The sequence below is a fragment of the Gordonia amicalis NBRC 100051 = JCM 11271 genome (genome assembly GCF_000332995.1).
Classification (GTDB): Bacteria; Actinomycetota; Actinomycetes; order Mycobacteriales; family Mycobacteriaceae; genus Gordonia; species Gordonia amicalis.
On the sequence record NZ_BANS01000008.1, the window covers coordinates 35,325 to 54,705 of the forward strand.

A 19,381-nucleotide genomic window follows, 5' to 3' on the forward strand; every position below is an offset into this window, starting at 1 on the left:
ACGTGAATTGCGCAAAATGACGAAATCCATTTCGATCTTTTCGGTGATTGTCGACCGGGGAATTCGGCGGTATTCATGCGGTGGCCGATTCGATGTGGGTCCCCCGAGTTGTGAGGCGTCAAGCCGTCCCATAGGCTCTTGGGTATCCGCGCGGCGCAGAATGGCATTCGTCCAGGACACACCGGTGTGACCGTTGTCATTCTGGTGGTCGTGAGCTCGGACGATGCCACCGGAGAACGAAATCGGCGAAGACGTCTCGGGGTCGGGCGGTTGCTGGAGAAGACGGTGCCGACGGAACCCGGAGAGCCGGTGTGGTTGACAGCAGTCGGACGTGACGAGGACGGCGCATGGTGAGTGGTGAGGCAGGGCGTTGAACTTCACCGTGTTGAATTTCGGCATGTTGAATCCGTTGGCGATGAATTGTGTCGCGACGCCGCTGTTTCCCGGAATCACGCCCATTCGCTCCACGTCTTTCTCGCGATTCGGTTACCCCTTCGAGGGGTCCGGATTTGCTGATTTGTTTTCGCGCATTCGTCGAGACGGGATCTCGGTGATGGCGCCGCTTCGCAGGCCGGGGGGATCAGACGGTCGGCACGCCCCATGAGGTCCGGGTCCCACGGACCTGGTGAGCGCCGGACGGGCCGACCATGAACGCCCCGACCCCGCCGCCGGTGACTCCGACTGTCGGAATCGCGCGACGATTCCGGCTCAGTGCTGCACAACGAGCGCTGTGGTTCGCCCAACAGACGGCCATGGACGTGCCGATCAACGTCGCGCAGTACGTGGAGATCGACGGACCCATCGACATCGACCTCTTCCTGCGCGTCACCGGGGACGTGGTGCGTCGCGCCCAGTTCCTCCAGGTGAGGTTCGAGGACACCGACGACGGGCTGGTGGGTGTGTACGACCCGTCGTTGCACTACTGGGCCGACGTGATCGATCTCCGGGACCGTCCCGACCCGCGTGCCGCCGCCGAGGCGATCATGCGCGAGGACTGTGCGCGACCACTGGACCCTCGGGTGGATCGCACGGCCCGCGGCTGCCTGTTCCGGCTCGCCGAGAAGAAGTTCATCGTGTACAACCGCGGTCACCACCTGCTCACGGACGGCATGGGCGGCAAGGACCGCATGGTCGAGGCAATCGCCGCCTACCATGCCGCGGTCACCGGCGGCACACCTCCGCCCGCCAAACCGGTGGACCTCGATCTGCCCGCGCGTGCCGACGACGAGTACCGCGCATCGCGTCGCTTCGACACCGACCGCGCGTACTGGCGTCAGTCCATGGCCGGAGTGGGGATCCCCGCGACGCTCGCGCATCGACGCGGCCGGCCCGAGGCACTCTCGCGACGAGTCGCGGCGCCGCTGGACACGGAGACGATGGATCTTCTCCGCCGCGCTGCCGAGGCGAACTCGACGATCCTGCCGAATGTCATCGTCGGCGCGTTCTCGGCCTACCTGTGCCGGGCCGCCGCCGAGGGCGACGAGGTGATCTTCCAGTTCCCGGTCGCCGCCCGCACCATCGCGGCGCTCCGGTCGACACCGCTGCCGGTGGCCAACATCGTTCCCCTGCGGACCGGGGTCGCGGGGCATGGATCGGTCGCCGAAGCGTTGTCCGGCAGCCAGGCGGCGCTCCTCGGTGCACTGCGGCATCAGCGTTATCGTGGCGAGGACATCTGGGCCGACGTCGCCGCCGACGAGACCAGCGGCAGGGTCCGGCGGGCCGCGGCGCAGGAGCGGTCGGGCCCGATGCTCAACCTGATGCTCTTCCAGCGCGAATTCCCCTGTGGGGAGGCGCACGGCACCTTTCACATCCTCACCGTCGGCCCCGCCGAGGACCTGGCCGTCAACATCGTCCCGGTCGCCGGTGAGGACCGGGACTCGGTGCTCATGATCGGCGTCGAGGCCAACCCCAACCGCTACGACGAGGCCGAGGTGGCCGAGCATCATCGGCAGTTCGTCGCCATGCTGCGCACCTTCGCCGACGCCCTGCTGCAGGCACCGGACACCCGCATCGACGATCTCCCGCTGGCGAATCCGGTGACGGTGGTCCGCGGCGCGATCCCCGAACCCGGGCCGGCGACCGTCCCGGAGGCGCTCGCGAGCGCGGCCGCGCGTCACGGGCATTCGCCGGTGTTCGACGAGCCGCGTACCCGTCCACTCACCTTCGGGCAATTGCACGTGCGCGCAACGGATCTCGCTGACCGCCTCCGAACCGTCGGCGTGGTTCCGGGATCCACGGTGGCCCTTGCGCTGCCGCCGGGCGTCGACCGGCTGACCGCGTGGTGGGCGATCGGGGTGAGCGGTGCCGCGGTCCTCCTGCTCGATCCGCTCGCCCCGCGGGCGGCCGTCGCGTCGTTGCCGGAGGCCACTCGTCCCGAGGTCGTCATCGCCGCGCGGTCCGAGGATGCCCCGGCATCCGAGTCCGCTCCGCGCGTGCTGACCCTCGCCGAACTCGGTGGGCTCGAGGCTTCCGGGGCGGCGGCCCGCAGGCCCGCACCGAATGACATCGCCGCATATCTCGCGATCACCGGAGCGACTTCTGAGCTCACCACCCTCGCCGTGCCCCAACGTGCGCTGGCCGCCCTGATCGCGACCGGCGTGTTCGACGCCGCCGCAACCGATCTCGAACACGGCCGGCTGTTCTTCGGCGCCCCCTCGGCGTCGTCGGCGGCCCATCTCGAGATCATCGCGGCAGCCGCGCACGGTCTGCGGCTCGTCGTGCCCGGCGCGGACGCCGTGCCCGCCACGCACGTGATCGCGACACCGGGAGATGTTCCGCGCCTGAGCGTGCAGGGACCGGTGACCTCGCTCGTGGTGGTGGGGGAGGACATCGCACCGGCCGCCCTGGTGCGCCTGGCCTTCGGCCGCGAGGTATCGGCACCGTACTGTCCGCGCGGTGCATTCGGCCCGGTGACGGTCAACCGCCGGATCGCCCGGGACGCCGCCGTCGACCACCGTTTGCCCAGCGGGACACCGCGTCCCGGTGCCGGACTCGCCGTCTTGGACCCGTCGCTGCGTCCGGTTCCGGCCGGGGTGACGGGTGATGTCTACGTGACCGGCCCGCAGGTGGCCACGGTCATCGCCGGAGATCCGGTGCACACCGCATGCACCTTCGTGGCGTGCCCGTGGGAGCGGGGAGCACGAATGCTCCACACCGGCGACCGCGGCCACTTCGATCCGGGCACAGGCTCGTTGGTGATCGACCATCACGAATATGACGTGGTGACCCTCGACGGGGTGCGCATCGACCTCGCCGCGCTCGACCGGGCGGCCGGGCAGGTCGCCGGCGTCGGGTACGCGGTCTCGGTGGTGGCGGCGGGCGGCCTCGATGTGGGCGTCGTGTGCGATTCCGACGAGGTCGACCGGCAACGCGTTCGGGCCGCGGTCCGGCGACGCGTCGACGACGAGGTGCCGGCCTCGACCCGGCCCCGTCGTGTGGTCGTCCTCGACGAGTTGCCGACCGACGTGACCGGAAACCTCGACCGGCGTGCGGCAGCCGAATCGATCGCGGCCGCACCCGAGGCGCAGACGGCGTATCGTCCGCCGTCGACGGCCACCGAGGTGGCGGTGGCCGAAGCGGTGACCGAGGTACTCGGCGTACCGCGTCCGTCGATGGACGACGAGCTCGTCCGATTGGGCGCCACCTCACTGGGATTCATGCAGCTCGCCACCCACCTCGGCAGCACCCTGCGCGTGGTGGTCAACATGCCCGACCTCGCCTCGGTGACGACACTTGCCGAGCTCGCCGCGGTCATCGAGGCCGCTGTCCCGAGGCGGACGACGTCCACCGACGGCGTCGTCGCCTATCGGCCGACCCGAGCCCAGCAGGAGATCTGGCTGCTCAACCGCGCCGACCCTCATGCGACCGTGTACCACCTGCCTGTGCGGCTCACGCTCGCCGAACAGATCTCCGCCGACGCCGTACGGATGGCGCTGATCGACGTGGCCACCCGGCACGAAGCCCTACGGACCGTGTACCCGGAGGTCGACGGGGAGCCCGTCGCGCAGGTTCGCGACCAGGACGAATCGGCTGCTGCCGCACCGGTCACCAGCGCGACCCTGGACGCCTCCGGCGTCGACCACGCGGTCTCGGCGCCGTTCGACCTGCGGACCGAGGTTCCCTGGCGAGCGGTGCTCGACGAGACCGGCGACGCCGTCGAACTGGTTCTCGTCGCCCACCACATCGCCGTCGACGAGTGGTCGCTGCACATCGTGCTGGAGGATTTCGCCCACGCGGTGCGTGCGCGTGCCGCCGGCGCAGGACCCGTCTGGGAGACCGAGGCCGTCTCGTTCAGTGCGGTCCTGGATGCGCGAGCCGCCGGCTCGACGACCGCGTCAACGCCTGCGGCGGAGGTCTTCTGGACCCGATTCCGGCGGGATGCACCGGATCGGCTCGCCTTGCCCGAACCCGCGGCGAGCACTGCGGCGGGGTCCGGACTCACCGCCGGACCGGCGGTCCACACGTGTCGGCGGATCGGGCGCGCGGTCACCGATGCCGCCGCCGCGCAAGCGCGAGAGTGCGGCACCACCGTCAACACGCTTCTGTGCGTGGCCCTCTCGGCAACCCTCGGTGAGTTCACCGACTCCGACGACGTCGTGATGTCGATGCCGGTGTCCGGGCGGTTCACCAGCGAGGAACTCCGCCCGGTCGGCATGTTCGTCGAGACGGTGCCGGTACGGGTGACCGGTGCCCGCGAGACCTCGGTCGCCGATGCGCTCGCGGTCGTCGGGGGAGACCTCGGCACCGCCGTCGCGCTGGCCGACGCCGCGCCGACCGGACTGTCCGACGTCATCTTCGCGTATCACGCGACCGCACCCGATCTCGTCGCATCGGCGGTGTTCACCGACGGTGCGACGCTGCGTACCCGCGACGCCCGAACCGCGTTGGAGTTCACCCTGATCGACGACGGGGACGGGCTGTCCGTCACCCTGACGATCGCCGAGAACCGCGTGGACGTACCGGTGGCCGCGCGACTGCTCGACAGGTTCGTGGAGGCCGTCGCGGCCCTGGCCGCCGCGGCGCCGGATCAGACCGTCGCCGAGTGTCTGTCGCCGGGCCCGGTCACCGAGCCGGGCAGCAGCCGGACCGCCGGCGTCGCTCCCGTCGGTGTCGATCCCATTCGGGCGCTCCTGCGCCACGCCGTCACACACCCCGAGGCGACCGCGGTCATCGTCGGCGACGAGACGCTCGACTACCGCGGTCTCGTCGACCGGGCTCGTGCCCTCGCGACGCGCCTCGTGTCGTTCGGGGTGCGGCCCGGCGATCGCGTGGCCCTGCTCATGGATCGTCGCGCCGACACCGTGGTGGCGATCGTCGCGACCCTGCTGGCCGACGCGGTCTACGTCCCGATCGACCCCGATCACCCGCAGGCGCGGATCGACCTGATCCTGGCCGGGACCGCCCCGGCCGCGGTCATCGACAGCCGCCTCGAGGTGACGGAAGGTCTGGGTCGTCAACGCGCGCAGCCGATGCCGGGTGCCGCCTATGTCATCCACACCTCCGGCTCCACCGGCCTGCCGAAAGCCGTGGTGGTGACCCGGCAGAACGTGGCCGCACTCCTGGGGGCAGGACTCGATCTCGTCGAGGCCTCCTCACGGGACGTCTGGGCCTGGGTGCACTCCTACGCGTTCGACTTCTCGGTCTGGGAGATCCTCGGTGCGCTTGCCTCCGGCGGCAGCGTCGTCGTGGTGGACCGTGCGACCGTGCGGGATCCCCGAGCTCTCGCCGAGACGATCGTACGGCACGGGATCACCATCCTCTCGCAGACCCCGACCGCGTTCAGCGGAATCGTCGACCTGGCAACAACTCCCGCCCCGCCGGAACTGCCGTCACTGCGGGCCGTGGTCTTCGGTGGCGAGACCCTCGCACCGAAGACGTTGCGCGCGTGGGCCGCCGAACATCCCGGTACCCGACTGGTCAACATGTACGGCATCACCGAGACGACCGTCGTCCTCACCGCCACCGACGTCGACCTCGACGACGAGCGCAGCATCATCGGCACGCCGTTCGACGGCGTCGGATGGATGGTTCTCGATCGGCGCCTGCGACCGGTGCCGACCGGCGCGGCCGGCGAGCTGTATCTCGTCGGCGAGCAGGTCGCGCTCGGCTACCTCAACGCTCTCGGCCTGACCGCGACACGGTTCGTCGCGGATCCGTCGGGGACCGGCCGGCGGATGTACCGGACCGGCGACCGGGTCCGTGAGGTGGCGCCGGGCCGACTCGCCTACCTCGGCCGCAACGACGACCAGGTCCAGATCCGTGGCCACCGTGTGGAACTCGGCGAGATCGTCTCCACCCTCCGTGGGATCCCCGGCATCGGCGATGCGCGCGTCCTGGTACGACCGGGCCGTCGCGCAGGCGACGAACAGTTGCTGGCGTTCGTGACCGAGGACGGCCTCGCCGACTTCGACGTCCTCGACGACCTCGACGAGGCGTCGATCCTGGCCGGCTGCGCCGCCCGGTTACCGGGGCACGCCGTCCCGTCCCGGGTCGCGATCGTCGACGGCTGGCCGATGACCAGCACCGGGAAGATCGACCGCGACAAGCTCTTCGCGGCCATCGGTGACGCCGCTCCGCCGGTCGGACGGGCACTCGGCCCGGTCGAGGAGACCGTGGCGTCGGCGATCCGCGCGGTCGTCGGGGAGGACGCGGGTCACCTCGGTGCCGACACGAACTTCTTCGCCGCCGGCGGCACGTCGCTGTCGGCGGCCCGCCTGGCCGCCACGCTCGCCGGGATGGGACACCGCGTCGAGGTGGCCGACATCTTCGAGTACCCCACCGTCGCGGAACTCGCTGCCCGGCTCGCCACACCGGGGACGTCGACCGCCCCGCCGCGGGTGTCCCTGTTGTCGGACGACCGCGAGATTCCTGGAGACCTCCCGCTCACGCCCGAGCAGATGGACGTGTGGTTGCGGTGGCGGACCGAACCGGAGTTCACCGGCTACCTCCTGCCACTGGCGTTGCCGATCGACGCGACACCCGGGGACCTACGTCGTGCACTGGCCGCGATCGTGACCCGGCACGACGCACTGTGCACCGGATTCCCGATGCGCGGCGGGGTCCCGGTGCAACATCGGTGGGACGACGCCGATGTCCTCGATCACCTCGAACGGCAACTCGGTCCCGATGCCCCGGAAGTGTCGGCGTGGGACGCCTCGGTGTCGGAGCCGTCGGTGTCGGACATCTCCGGGCCGGACATCTCCGGTCCGGATGCGACCACCGTCCTCGCGTCGATGGCCACGCCCATCGACCTCGCCTCCGCGCTTCCCTGGCGGGTCCGGATCGTCCGGATCGACGGGGCCACCTGGCTTCTCGGCGTGATCCACCACATCGCCGCCGATGGTGAGTCCTTCGCGATCCTCGCCGGCGAACTCGACACCGCACTCGCCGGTGCGACGCTGCCGACGAGCGGAACGGACTATCGGCGGTACTCGGTCTGGCGGGACGAGACGCTCGAGTCGAGGCGGGCAGAGCTCACCGCGTTCTGGCGGGACGCGTTCGCCCGGCCGGTGGAACAGCTCCGGCTCCCCGAGGTGAACCTGCAGGCGGAAACCGTTGCGCCGGCGGCGGAGACGATCGTGCACCGCGCGCACGCGCATCTCGACGCGACCGTCACCGCGTCGCTCGAGGCGCTGACCGTCGCCCGGGCGTCGACCCCGTTCATCGCGGCCCACACGGCACTCGCCGCGGTACTGGCCAGGCAGTCGGGCGCACGGATGGTGACCATCGGCACCGCCCTGTCGGGTCGTCTGGACCCGGGTCTTGTCGGTGTGCCGGGGCTGTTCGCCCGCGCGGTGCCGCTGCACACGCCGATCGACCCGGAACTCACCTTCGTCGAACTCCTGTCGCGGGTGACGACGGTGGATCTCGGTGCCTTCGCCCATGCCGATCTGCCGCTCACCGAGATCTCCGAGATCGCCGACCCCGGTCGTGCCGGCGCCGGAACCCCGTTGTTCGAGGTGTCGTTCGGCGCGGTGCCGGACGCGATCGTGGAGTGGGTGGAGGCCGAGTTCCCGACCGGGTCGGCCGACAGTGCCGCCGCCGGGGTTCTGGGGATCCCGCTCTTCGGCATCGACGTCTCGATGTACCGGCACGGCGGTGCCCTGCACCTGACGATGTCCTGCACCGATTCGGTCGCGACCGCGGGCCGACTGGAGGCCCTGTGCGAGCTGGTCGTCGAGACGTTGCGACGCGGCGTGCTCGCGCCCGACGAGCCGGTCGTGTCGCTGATGAGCGCGGACGGTGAGGACGCGACGCGCCCGGAGTTCGAGCCGGAGGCCTTCGACGCGCTGCTCACGTCGTACGGTTCCGCGTCCCCGTCCGACATCGCGATCGTCGACTCGCGACATCGCATACCGGGATTCGGGGCCGAGATCACCGAGGCCGACTTCGACCGGCTGTCCACACATCTGGCGCGGCTACTGGTCGAACAGGGGGTCGGCGCGGGCGACGTGGTCGTCGAACTGCTCCCGAGATCGGCGTTCGGCATGGTCGCGACTGCCGCGATCGCCCGCGCGGGAGCGGCTTTCGTCAACATCGACCCCGCCGACCCGGTCGAGCGTCGGAACCTGATCCTCGGTCGGTGCCGTCCGTCGGTGGTGCTCACCCTCTCCGGGACCGACACGGCCGGGATCGGCACCGCGGTCGTCGCGCTCGACGACCTGTTCGCCGAGCTGCCCGCGGTGGTGCCACCCTTCGCCGACACGGAACGTATGCGGGCGGTGACACCGGACGACGTCGCCTACGTGACCTTCACCTCCGGAACGACGGGTGTGCCGAAAGGCGTCGCCGTCACCCATCGCGGTCTGGCCGGGTGGGCTCGTGACACCGTCTCACGGCTGCGTCTGAGCGCTGCTGACCGTGTGATGCACACGTACGCAACGGGTTTCGATGCCCACCTGATGGGCGTCCTGCCGCCGCGGATCGCCGGTGCGACGGTGGTCATGTGCCCGCCCGATGTCATCGCGGCGGACGAACTCGCCGACCTGGTCCAGGACGCCGGTGTGACCGTCCTGCTCACCACCCCGTCGGTGCTGGCGACCCTGCGCCCCGGCGACCTACCGCACGTCCGGCACGTCGCGGTCGGCGGTGAACCGCTCGGGGCCGGTCTGATCCGTGAGTGGACCCGCGGCGGCACCCTCAGCAACGAATACGGGCCGACCGAGGCGACGGTCGCGGTGAGCAGTGCGCGGTACACCGACCCCGTCCTCGGCGCCGTGCACATCGGACGGCCACTCGACGGCGTGACCATGCACGTCCTCGACCCCATGCTGCGTCCGGTTCCGGACCACACCGTCGGAGAGCTCTACCTCTCCGGGAACTGCCTGGCACGTGGGTATCTCGACGATCCGCGGACGACCGCGGCCGCTTTCGTCGCCGGTCGGTCCGGCACGCGAATGTACCGGACCGGAGATCTGGTCCATCGCCGCGGCGACGGGACCTTCGTGATCCACGGCCGCACCGACGACCAGGTCAAGATCCGTGGAGTCCGTCTCGAACCCGCAGAGATCGATGCGGCCCTGTCCCGGCTGCCCGGTGTCGCGACCTCGGTGACCGCGGCCCGCGCCACCGCGGCCGGCGAGAAAGTCCTGGTCTCCTGGGTCGTCGGCGAGCCCGATGCCGTCCTGCGCACCGACGACCTCGCATCTCGGCTCGCGCATGTGTTGCCGCGCACCATGATTCCCGGTTCTTTCATCGAGGTCGAGGAATTGCCGATCGGCCGCAACGGTAAGATCGACGTCGCATCGCTGCCCGCACCGGACTTCGGTGCCGCCGGTGCGGTCACCGCTCGCCGCGCATTGTCGGGGGAGACCGAACTGCTCATCGCATCGGTCTGGGCGGAGGTCCTCGACCGTCCCGCCGACAGCTTCGACGCGGACTCGGATTTCTTCGCCGACGGCGGCACCTCGCTGTCGGCGACACAGGTCACCTCGAGGCTGTCCACCTCCGCCGGCGTCGATGTCGCCGCACGCCTGCTGTTCGAGACGCGGACCATCGGCGAGTTGGCCCGCAGCGTCGACGCCCTGGCCTCACAGTCGTCCGACACCGTCGCCGCACTGTTGCCGACGCCGGCGCGGCTTCCCGTACCCGATCCCTTGCCGCTGGCTTATCCGCAGCGCCGCATGTGGATTCACCACCACTTCGATCCGACCTCGACCGCCTACCACGTACCGGTGGTGATGCGGATCCGTGGTCGTGTCGACGTCGCCCGGCTGCGCAAGGCCGTCGACGAGGTCGTGGGCGCTCACGCGGTGCTCCGCACCGTCTACCCGGACTCGCCGACCGGACCGGTGCAGCGCCAGATCGAACACCGCAGCCCGGTGCTGGCGCACCGCCTCGTCGAGGTCGGTGACGATGACATCGGCACCGTGCTTCGCCAGCAGGTGACGGAATACCTGCGTGCGCCATTCGATCTCGAGAACGAACCCGGATTCCGTGCGACGGTCTTCGAGGCGGACACGTCCGAGGACACCACGGCCGACGCCCCCGAGCTGTACCTCGCGGCCGTCCTCCACCACATCGCCATCGACGGCTGGTCGATCCGCGTGCTGCTCGCCGATCTGATGCGGGCATACGAGGGTGAGCGACTGGCGGTGGCCGCCTACGAGGCCTTCACCTACGCCGACTTCGCCCAGTGGCAGATGGCGCGACTCGGTGACCCGTCCGATCGGGAGAGCCTCTACGCGCGTCAGATCAGCTACTGGACAGCGACTCTCGCCGACGTTCCGGAACCACTACGGTTACCCGGCCACCGCGAGCACGATGCCACAGCCGGCACCGGTCGGATCACCGCGTCGGTGCCGGCACTCGCGATCCATCAGACCGCGAGGACGTTGTCGGCCACGGTCTTCCAGGTCGCGCACGCAGCTCTCTCGGCGACCCTCGGTCAGCTGACCGGCCACTGGGACATGGTGATCGGTGTCCCGGTCCACGGACGATCGGCCCCCGAATGGGAGCCGGTGGTGGGCATGTTCGTCAACACCGTCGCGCTCCGCACCCGACTCCGGCCGGACACACCGGTCCGAGACGCCGTCGAGCAGGTCCGCGACGTCGCGCTGGCCGCGCTGGCGCACAGCGACGTCCCCTATGAGGACGTCGTGCGGGCGGTCCGGCCCGCGGCCCGGAACGGCGACGATCCGCTGATCTCCGTGCTGCTCGTCAGCCAGGACGTCGTCCCCGAGGCGTCCGGTGAGATCGCCCTGGGCGGCGCGGTGGCCTCCCTCATCACCGAGGCCACCGCCACGGTCGATGCGAAGTACGACATCGAGGTGGTCCTCGCGGAGAGCGACGGCGAACTACAGGTCACGCTGGTGCATTCCGGGCAGATCCCGGACGGTGTGGCACACGCGTTGCTCGACGAGTACACGGCGGTGTTGCGCGGTGTGGGCGAGGTCGGGAAACCGTTCCCGCTCGTCGCGGTGACTGCCGGGCCCGACGGGGTCGCGGTGGCCGCACCCGACCACGGAATCGCCGAATCCGGCGACCGCACAGTCGAACTCGATGACCCCGCGCCCGGTACCGCCGATCTCGTCTCGCGAGTCGGAACGATCATGGCCGAGCTGCTCGAGGTCCCGGAGGGCTCGGTCGCGGAGTCTGCCGACTTCTTCGCTCTCGGCGGTACCTCGCTGTCGGCCACCAGGGTGACCTCCGCGCTGGGGCGCCACCTCGGCATCCGCGTGCCCACCCGTCTGCTGTTCGAGCATCCGACACCCGCCGCGCTCGCCGCCGCGGTGTCCGCGCTGGCCGACGCCGATCCGAACCACCCCGTCGATGCGGCCGAGGAGACCTTCGACCCCGCGGACGCGCTGTCGGAGGAGATCCCGTTGGCGCCGACGCAGCGCCGTATGTGGGTCGGGGCCCAGATGCTCGGGCAGGTCCCGATCTACTCGGTACCGGTCGTGGTCGGGATCCCGGCCGGGGTGACGAGCGCGGCCGTCACCGCTGCACTGGACGCACTCGTCGACCGGCACACGGCACTGCGGACCCGCTACCTGGCCACGCCCGACGGGCCGCGGCAGCGGGTCGTCGACGGATGGCGGCCGCTGGTACGGCATCTGAATGCCTCCGCGCTCACCGGCACCGCCATCGCCGACGAGTTCGCCGAACCCTTCGATCTCGCCGGGGATCCGCCGGTGCGGGTGTGGCTGCTGTCGGAGCGCAGCGTCGGAGACGCCGAAACCCCCAGCGTCGGGGACGCACCGCTCGCGGTGGTGCTCGTCGCCCACCACATCGCGATGGACGGCGAATCCGCGGCCATCGTCGAACGCGAACTCACCGCGCTTCTGACCGGGGAGGCCCTCGACCGGCAGCCGGCGGGCTTCGACGTTCTCGCGCGCCGGATGGTCGCCGAGGAACGGAACTCACGCGCCGAACTGATGCATTACTGGCGGGAGGCCCTCGACGGATACAGCGGGGAACTCGACCTCGCCGAGCATCGTCCGTCCACCCGCGACCTGCGCACCTCGGTGATCGAGTTCGCGGTCGACGACGCGCTCGCCCAATCCATCTCGTCGACGGCCCGCCGCGCACAGGCGAGTGACTTCCATCTCCTGCACGCCGCGACCGCGCTCGCGCTCGCGGCCCAGACCGGTGTCGACGACATCGCGGTGGCGACACCGGCCTCCATGCGCCGTGACGGGGACAGCGCCGGAACGGTGGGCATGCTGATCTCGACGGTTGTCCTCCGGACGCGGCTGACCGCCGGGATGACGGTCGGCGGGTTCATCGAAACCGTTCGCGACGCCGACCTCGCCGCGCTGGACCATGCGGCCATCGCCTTCGACGACGTCGTCGCACTCGTCGATCCACCGCGCGTTCCCGGGCGCCACCCCCTCGTGCAGGTGGCCTTCTCGGTGGTCGAGGCCACCGGCGTCGGCCCGGGCCCCGCCGGTTTGCCGTCGGCGCCCGGTGCGGATGCGCCGCCGGATCCCCGTGCGGATGCGCCACGCACCGCGATGGATTCGCACAGCGAGTTCGACGTGCACATCGTCGCCGTCCGTTCCGGCAACAGCTGGCGACTGCAACTTCATCACGCACGGGATCTCTTCGACGACAGCGTGATCCGCGGGCTCGGCGAGCGACTGATGGCCGCCGTCGCGGCGGTGACCGGCGACCCGGCGCGTCGTCTCGCCGCGATCGAACCCCTCACCGCGGCGGAACGCGAATTCGTCAGCCGCCGTGCACGTGTCCCCGCGCCCACCGGGACCGAACCACTGCTCGCCGACCTGTTCGCCGAAGCGGTTGCGTCGCACGGTGATCGTCCGGCGATCGCCGACGGCACGCGCACCCTCACCCATCTCGAGTTCGACGCGTGGGTGTCGGAGACGGCGCGTGCCCTCCGCGCACGCGGCCTCGGGGCGGGCGACGCGGTCGCGGTGGTCGTCCCGCGCTCCATCGAATCGGTGGTCGCCATCTGGGCGGTGAGCCGCATCGGCGGGGTCTGCGTCCCCGTCGACGTCACCTATCCCGCGGCCCGGATCGACCACGTGGTCGCCGGGGCACACGCGACGGCCATCGGTCGCGGTGACATCCCCGAACAACCGACGGGACCGGTTGCCTCGGAACCGATCACACGCGTCTCGCCGGACTCGCTGGCCTACGTCATCACGACGTCGGGCACCACCGGCACGCCGAATGTCGTCGGCGTCACCCATCGGGGCGTGCATCGCGTGGCCGCGCTCGGAGACGTGCAGTCCGGCGACCGGGTGGGGATGGCGATCAGCCCGGGCTTCGACGCGACGTTCCACGACATGCTGCTGCCGCTGGCCTCGGGCGCGACGCTCGTGGTCGTTCCCCCCGAGGTCGTCGGTGGACGCGAACTCGCCGAGTTCCTCGACCGCACCCGGGTCAGCGTGTTCACCGCGACGCCGTCGGTGATGCGGACGATGCGACCGGAATCGATCACGGCGCTGCGGCTGGTCTACATCGGCGGCGAGGCGCTGCCGGCCGACCTCGCGGCGGCCTGGTCGGAGCGGGCGCAGGTTCTGAACATCTACGGCCCGACCGAGACGACGGTGACGGTGTCCACCAGTGCCTACCGTCCGGGCGAGCCGGTGCGGCTGGGGCACCCGCGCCCCGGGATCGGCGCCGAGGTCCTCGACACCCGGCTTCGACACGTGCCGCCCGGCGTGGTCGGCGAGCTCTACGTGAGCGGAACCGGGGTCGCCCGTGGTTATCTCGGGGATCGAGCGCTGACCGCCGCGACCTTCGTCGCCGGGAACGACGGGCGTCGCCGCTACCGGACCGGCGACCTCGTGCGGTGGGATCGCGAGACCGGCGAACTGATCTACGTCGGTCGCGCCGACCGCCAGATGAAGATCCGCGGCCAGCGCGTCGAGCCCGCCGAGATCGACGCCGTCCTGGTGGGAGCCGGGGCCCGGCGCTCCGTCACAGTGCTGCGGCCCGGTCCGGCCGGTCCCGCCCTGGTGTCCTATGTGGTCTCGTCGGTGCCCGCCGACCGGCTCGCCGACACCTGCCGCGCGCTCCTGCCGCGGCACATGGTGCCCAGCCGGATCGTCGAGATGGCCGAGCTGCCCCTGAGTGGTGCGGGCAAGCTCGATCAGCGGCGTCTGCCCGAGCCGGTGTGGTCGGAATCGACCCGGGAGCCCGAGACGCCCACGGAGTCGACGGTCCGCGACGCGTTCCGGGCGGTGCTGGACGAGCACGGCGTCGGCATGGACGACGACTTCTTCGGGATGGGTGGCAATTCCCTCGCCCTTGTGCAGCTGCGCGACGAACTGACCCGCCGCACCGGGATCACCGTCGACGTCGCGGACCTGTTCACGCACCGCACGCCGGCCGAGGTCGCCCGCGTCGTCGGCGCCGTCTCCTCGGGCGGGGGCACCGGGGTCGACCAGCGCGTGGTGCCGCTCTCGCGGGTGGGAGCCCCCGCGCCCGACGCCCCCGACCCCGCTGCCCCGGGGTCCCACGGCCCGCTCGTGTGGTGTGTGCACACCGCCACGGGGATCGTCGAACCGTTCCGCGCCTTCGGCGCATCGCTGGACTCGGCCGTGGCGTACGGCCTGCAACTGCCCGAACTGGTCGTCGCCGACCGTGCCATGCCCGCGACCCTGCCGGAGATCGCGGCCCTGCACGTCGCCGCCGTCCGGAGCCGTCAGCCGGCCGGCCCGTACCACCTGGTCGGCTGGTCACTGGGAGGGGTCATCGCACACGAGATGGCCCGTCAGCTGGTGGCGGCCGGGGAGCAGGTCGCCGTCCTGATGGTCCTCGACTCCCGGACCCCCGACGACCTGCAGGGCGTCACCGACGACGAGCTGCTCGGCGCGGACCACCCACTCCGCGCCGTGGCCGAACGACACGACCCGCAGGCAGTTCGGCGGTTCGAGGACCGGTCACGCACGCTGGCGGCCGCGCTGCGGTCCTACGAATTGGGTCCGGTGCCCGTCGGTAAGGTCATCTACGTTGCCGCCGAGGACAATCCGGACATCCAGAGCTGGGGACGGGCGGTCCGGCACGATGCCGGGACCGCGGTGCCGGAGGTGGACGTGATGCCCGCCGGTGTGACACATGCGCAACTGGGCGATCCCGACGTGATGCGTCGGCTGGCCAGGAGAATCGAGGAGGAATGGTGACCGGATCCGACCGGGACGCGACGTCGACGGGGCTGTCGATCCTGTTCGTCTGCACGGGCAACATCTGCCGCTCGCCGATCGGCGAACGCGTGCTGACCGGTCTGGCCGACCGCATGCGGGCCGCCGGCACGGAACTCGCCGTGACCGCGAGCAGTGCCGGCACCGGCGCACTCAACGGTCAGCCGATCCACCCGCATTCGGCCGCGGTTCTCACCGAACACGGTTACGACGCCTCGGGTTTCGAGTCCCGATACCTGCGTCCGCCGATGCTGGTGCAGGCCGACCTCGTGTTGTGCATGAGCCGCGACCACCGCGCCGCGGCCCAGCAGATGGCGCCCGCGCGCTGGAAGCGGGTGTTCACCCTCACCGAGTTCGCCGCGCTGTCGGAGACCGGCACCCCGGACGAGAACGGCACACTCGCAGCAATCATGGCGGGACGGGGGCGCGTCGATCCCAACTCCTCGCTCCTCGACATCGTCGACCCGATGGGCCGTCCGCGTGAGGACTTCGATCGTGTCTTCGCCGAGATCGAGCCGAAGGTTGAGACCGTCGCCGGATGGCTGGCGGCACAACAGGTCACCGAGACGACAGGGGAGAGCCGATGATCCGCCGCATCGCCGGAAACCGGGCGGTCCAGATCGTCGCCGTGATCGTGGTGCTCGCCGCCGCGCTCGTCGCCTGGCTCGCGTACTCGGCGCTGAAGGTCAAGGGCGACCTGGAGTCGGTCCGGACCGACGCCTCGAAGGCCCGGACCCTGATGCTCGACGGCGATCAGGCCGGAGCCTCGCAGGCCGCCGCGGCTGCTGCCGACAGTGCGCAGGCCGCGTCCGATCGGTCCCACGGCATCATCTGGTCCGCGGTGGCCGCGATCCCGGGGATCGGGTCTCCACTCGAGTCGGTGCAACAGATGAGCGACGCCGTCGAGGCGCTCTCCGCCGACGTCCTCCTCCCGGCCGCGGACCTCGCCGGCGTGCTGAACCCGGATCGGCTCCGGACGGGGAACACCGTCAACCTGAAGCTGCTGCGGGAGGCACAGCCGGACCTCAGCAAGGTCGCCGCACGCTCGACCGAGGTGGCCGGCGAGGTGGCGGCGATCGACCCGAGCTGGCTCGGCGTGGTCGCCGACGCGAGAACCCAACTCGCCGAACAGGTCGACGCAGCCGAGTCCACCCTGGGCGCCACCGACATCGCCGCGAAGCTCATCCCGCCGATGCTGGGTTCGTCGGGGCCGCGCAATTACTTCCTGGCCTTCCAGACGCCGTCGGAAGCCCGCGGAACCGGCGGCCTGGTCGGCGGTTTCGGCCTGCTCAACGCGACCGGGGGGCGCGTGACGGTTCCGGAGCTGGGGGCCAACTCGGAGTTCCGCGACCCGGCGACGCCGAAGATCAACCTGGGGCCGGAGTACGACTCGGTCTATTCGTATTACAAGCCCTACACCGACTTCCGCAACGGAAACCTCAGCGCGCACTTCCCCGACGCCGCGAAGATCTGGCTGGCCAACTGGCGCGCCCAGACCGGCCAGCAGCTCGACGGCGCCATCGCACTCGACCCGATCGCGCTGAAATACGTGCTCGAGGTCGTCGGAGCGGTGACACTGCCCGGTGGGGAGAAGATCACCGCCGACAACGTCGTGCCCATCACGCTGTCGACCTCGTATCAGCGGTTCGCCGATGACAACGAGGCGCGAAAGGCGTACCTACAGTCCATCTCCGAGGCCGTCGTCAAGAAGCTGATCACCTCGGGCGGCAGCACGCGCGGCCTGCTCGAGGCGCTCGGACGCGGCGTCCACGAACGCCGAATCATGGTCTACAGCACCACGCCCGCCGAACAGGAGATCCTCGAGACGACCAAACTCGGTCACCAGATCTCCGACACCGACGCGCCGTACCTGCAGGTGGCCATCGGCAATGCGTCGGGCAGCAAGCTCGACTACTACCTGCGCCGCGAGATCGACTACACCTCAGGCGATTGCAGCGGGGACACCCGAGAGAGCACGATCACCGTCACCCTGACCAACACCCTCGACCAGACCGGGCTCACCGACTACGTCGCCGGTGGCCTCGGCACGGAACTGGCGGTGCAGAAGGGCACCAACCTCGCCAACGTGGAGTTCCTCGCCACCAAGGGCGCGGTCCTCAAGGAGATGACTCTCGGCGACGCCGGTGCCTTCTACGTCGAACAGACCCTGCACGGCCGGCCGTACTACTCGACCCGGGTCGGCGTGGCACCGGGACAGAGCACCACGATCACGTTGAAGATCGACGAGCCGACCTCCGCGGCGGGCGAGGCCGTCGTCCCGGTTCAGCCGCTGGTCGACGACCCGACCGTCACGGTCGACGTGCCCGCGTGCGGGTCGCGGAAGTGACCGTGCCCGCGTGCGGGTCGCCTCAATAGTAGTACGGGAAGTCGTCCCAGCGGGGATCGCGCTTCTCCAGGAACGCGTCCCGGCCTTCCACGGCCTCGTCGGTCATGTAGGCCAGGCGCGTCGCCTCACCGGCGAACACCTGCTGTCCCATGAGCCCGTCATCGGTGAGGTTGAACGCGAACTTCAGCATGCGCTGAGCGGTGGGTGACTTGCCGTTGATCTTGCGGGCCCACTCGATGGCGGTGTTCTCCAGCTCGGTGTGCGGCGCGACGCGGTTGACCGCGCCCATCCGGTGCATGGTCTCCGCATCGTAGGCCTCGCCGAGGAAGAAGATCTCCCGGGCGAACTTCTGGCCGACCTGCTTGGCGAGGTAGGCGCTGCCGTATCCGGCGTCGAAGGAGCCCACGTCGGCGTCGGTCTGCTTGAACCGGGCGTGTTCGGCGGAGGCGAGGGTCAGGTCGCACACCACGTGCAGCGAGTGGCCGCCGCCCGCCGCCCACCCGTTGACCACTGCGATGACCACCTTCGGCATGGTCCGGATGAGCCGCTGGACCTCGAGGATGTGGAGCCGTCCGCCCTCGGCCTTCACCCGCGCCTCGTCGACCGAGCCGGCGCCGGCGCCCACGACGTCGGTGTCGTGGCTGGTGGCGTACTGGTAGCCCGAACGGCCGCGGATGCGCTGGTCGCCGCCGCTGCAGAAAGCCCAGCCGCCGTCCTTGGGGCTCGGGCCGTTGCCGGTCAGCAGGATCGTGCCGATGTCGGGCGAGCGGCGCGCGTGGTCGAGTACCCGGTAGAGCTCGTCGACGGTGTGCGGGCGGAAGGCATTGCGGACCTCCGGCCGGTCGAAAGCCACTCGCACGATGCCGTTCTCGCGGCCCTCACCGACATGCCGGTGGTAGGTGATGTCGGTGAGGTCGGTGAATCCGGGCACCTCGGCCCACTGGGCCGGATCGAACGGCTGGTCGGTGGTCTGGGTGTCGTCGGCGCTCATGCGCTCAGACTAGTGACCGCGGACGGCCGTGGTCGCGGCGGTCCGGAGGAGCCGGAACCCGGTGGAGTGGAACAAATGTCCTGTTGAGTACCGCTTGGTCGCGGACCATATATGATGCGAATTTTCAGTAAATTCCCAGTTCGGGGTGCTTTGCTTTACCTATGAACACGTGGGGGTGGATTCTCGTCGTCGTGGCCGTGTGGTGCGCAGTGGCCGCGGTCGTCGCCGTCATCGTGGGGCGGGCGGTGAAGATGCGGGACGAAAAAGAGCGTGGGCCACGCGGCGTCCCCGACTTCGTTCCCGGCCAGGCACGGGACCTGGCCCGACACGGGACGTGCGTCGATCTGGATGCGCACCGTCGTTCCGATCGGCACCGTCCGGACCCCGGCGGGGAGCACCGGTCCGGCCACTGAACCGGTCTTCTTATACGGTTGA

Annotated in this window: 5 protein-coding genes; 4 read left to right on the top strand and 1 reads right to left on the bottom strand. The window is 70.4% G+C overall.

Going from position 1 to position 19,381, the window contains the following annotated elements; all coding sequences use genetic code 11:
• Nucleotides 1-647 precede the first annotated feature (647 nt).
• From GOAMI_RS04790 to GOAMI_RS04800, 3 genes are read left to right on the top strand one after another with little or no spacing between them, the layout of a single operon-like run.
• On the top strand, nt 648-15,590 hold the full coding sequence (locus tag GOAMI_RS04790; RefSeq protein ID WP_006435267.1) for a non-ribosomal peptide synthetase: 14,943 nt from the start codon (nt 648-650) through the stop codon (nt 15,588-15,590).
• Nucleotides 15,584-16,195, top strand: coding sequence for a low molecular weight protein-tyrosine-phosphatase (locus tag GOAMI_RS04795; protein ID WP_006435268.1), 612 nt, complete (start codon nt 15,584-15,586; stop codon nt 16,193-16,195). Before GOAMI_RS04790 ends, GOAMI_RS04795 begins: the two co-directional genes overlap by 7 nt.
• Entirely contained in the window at nt 16,192-17,955 is a 1,764-nt protein-coding gene (locus GOAMI_RS04800) for a DUF4012 domain-containing protein (protein WP_006435269.1), read from the top strand. Before GOAMI_RS04795 ends, GOAMI_RS04800 begins: the two co-directional genes overlap by 4 nt.
• 22 nt (nt 17,956-17,977) lie before the next feature.
• On the opposite strand, the gene GOAMI_RS04805 is transcribed toward GOAMI_RS04800, so the two are convergent.
• A complete protein-coding gene (locus tag GOAMI_RS04805) occupies nt 17,978-18,946 on the bottom strand; it encodes a 1,4-dihydroxy-2-naphthoyl-CoA synthase (protein WP_006435270.1) in 969 nt (322 codons plus the stop codon).
• A 161-nt stretch (nt 18,947-19,107) separates the two neighbouring features.
• Here GOAMI_RS04805 and GOAMI_RS04810 point away from each other — a divergent pair, with 161 nt between their 5' ends.
• The gene (locus GOAMI_RS04810) at nt 19,108-19,359 is read left to right on the top strand and encodes a hypothetical protein (RefSeq protein WP_006435271.1); all 252 of its coding nucleotides are present in this window, start codon (nt 19,108-19,110) and stop codon (nt 19,357-19,359) included.
• The last annotated feature ends 22 nt before the right edge of the window (nt 19,360-19,381 follow it).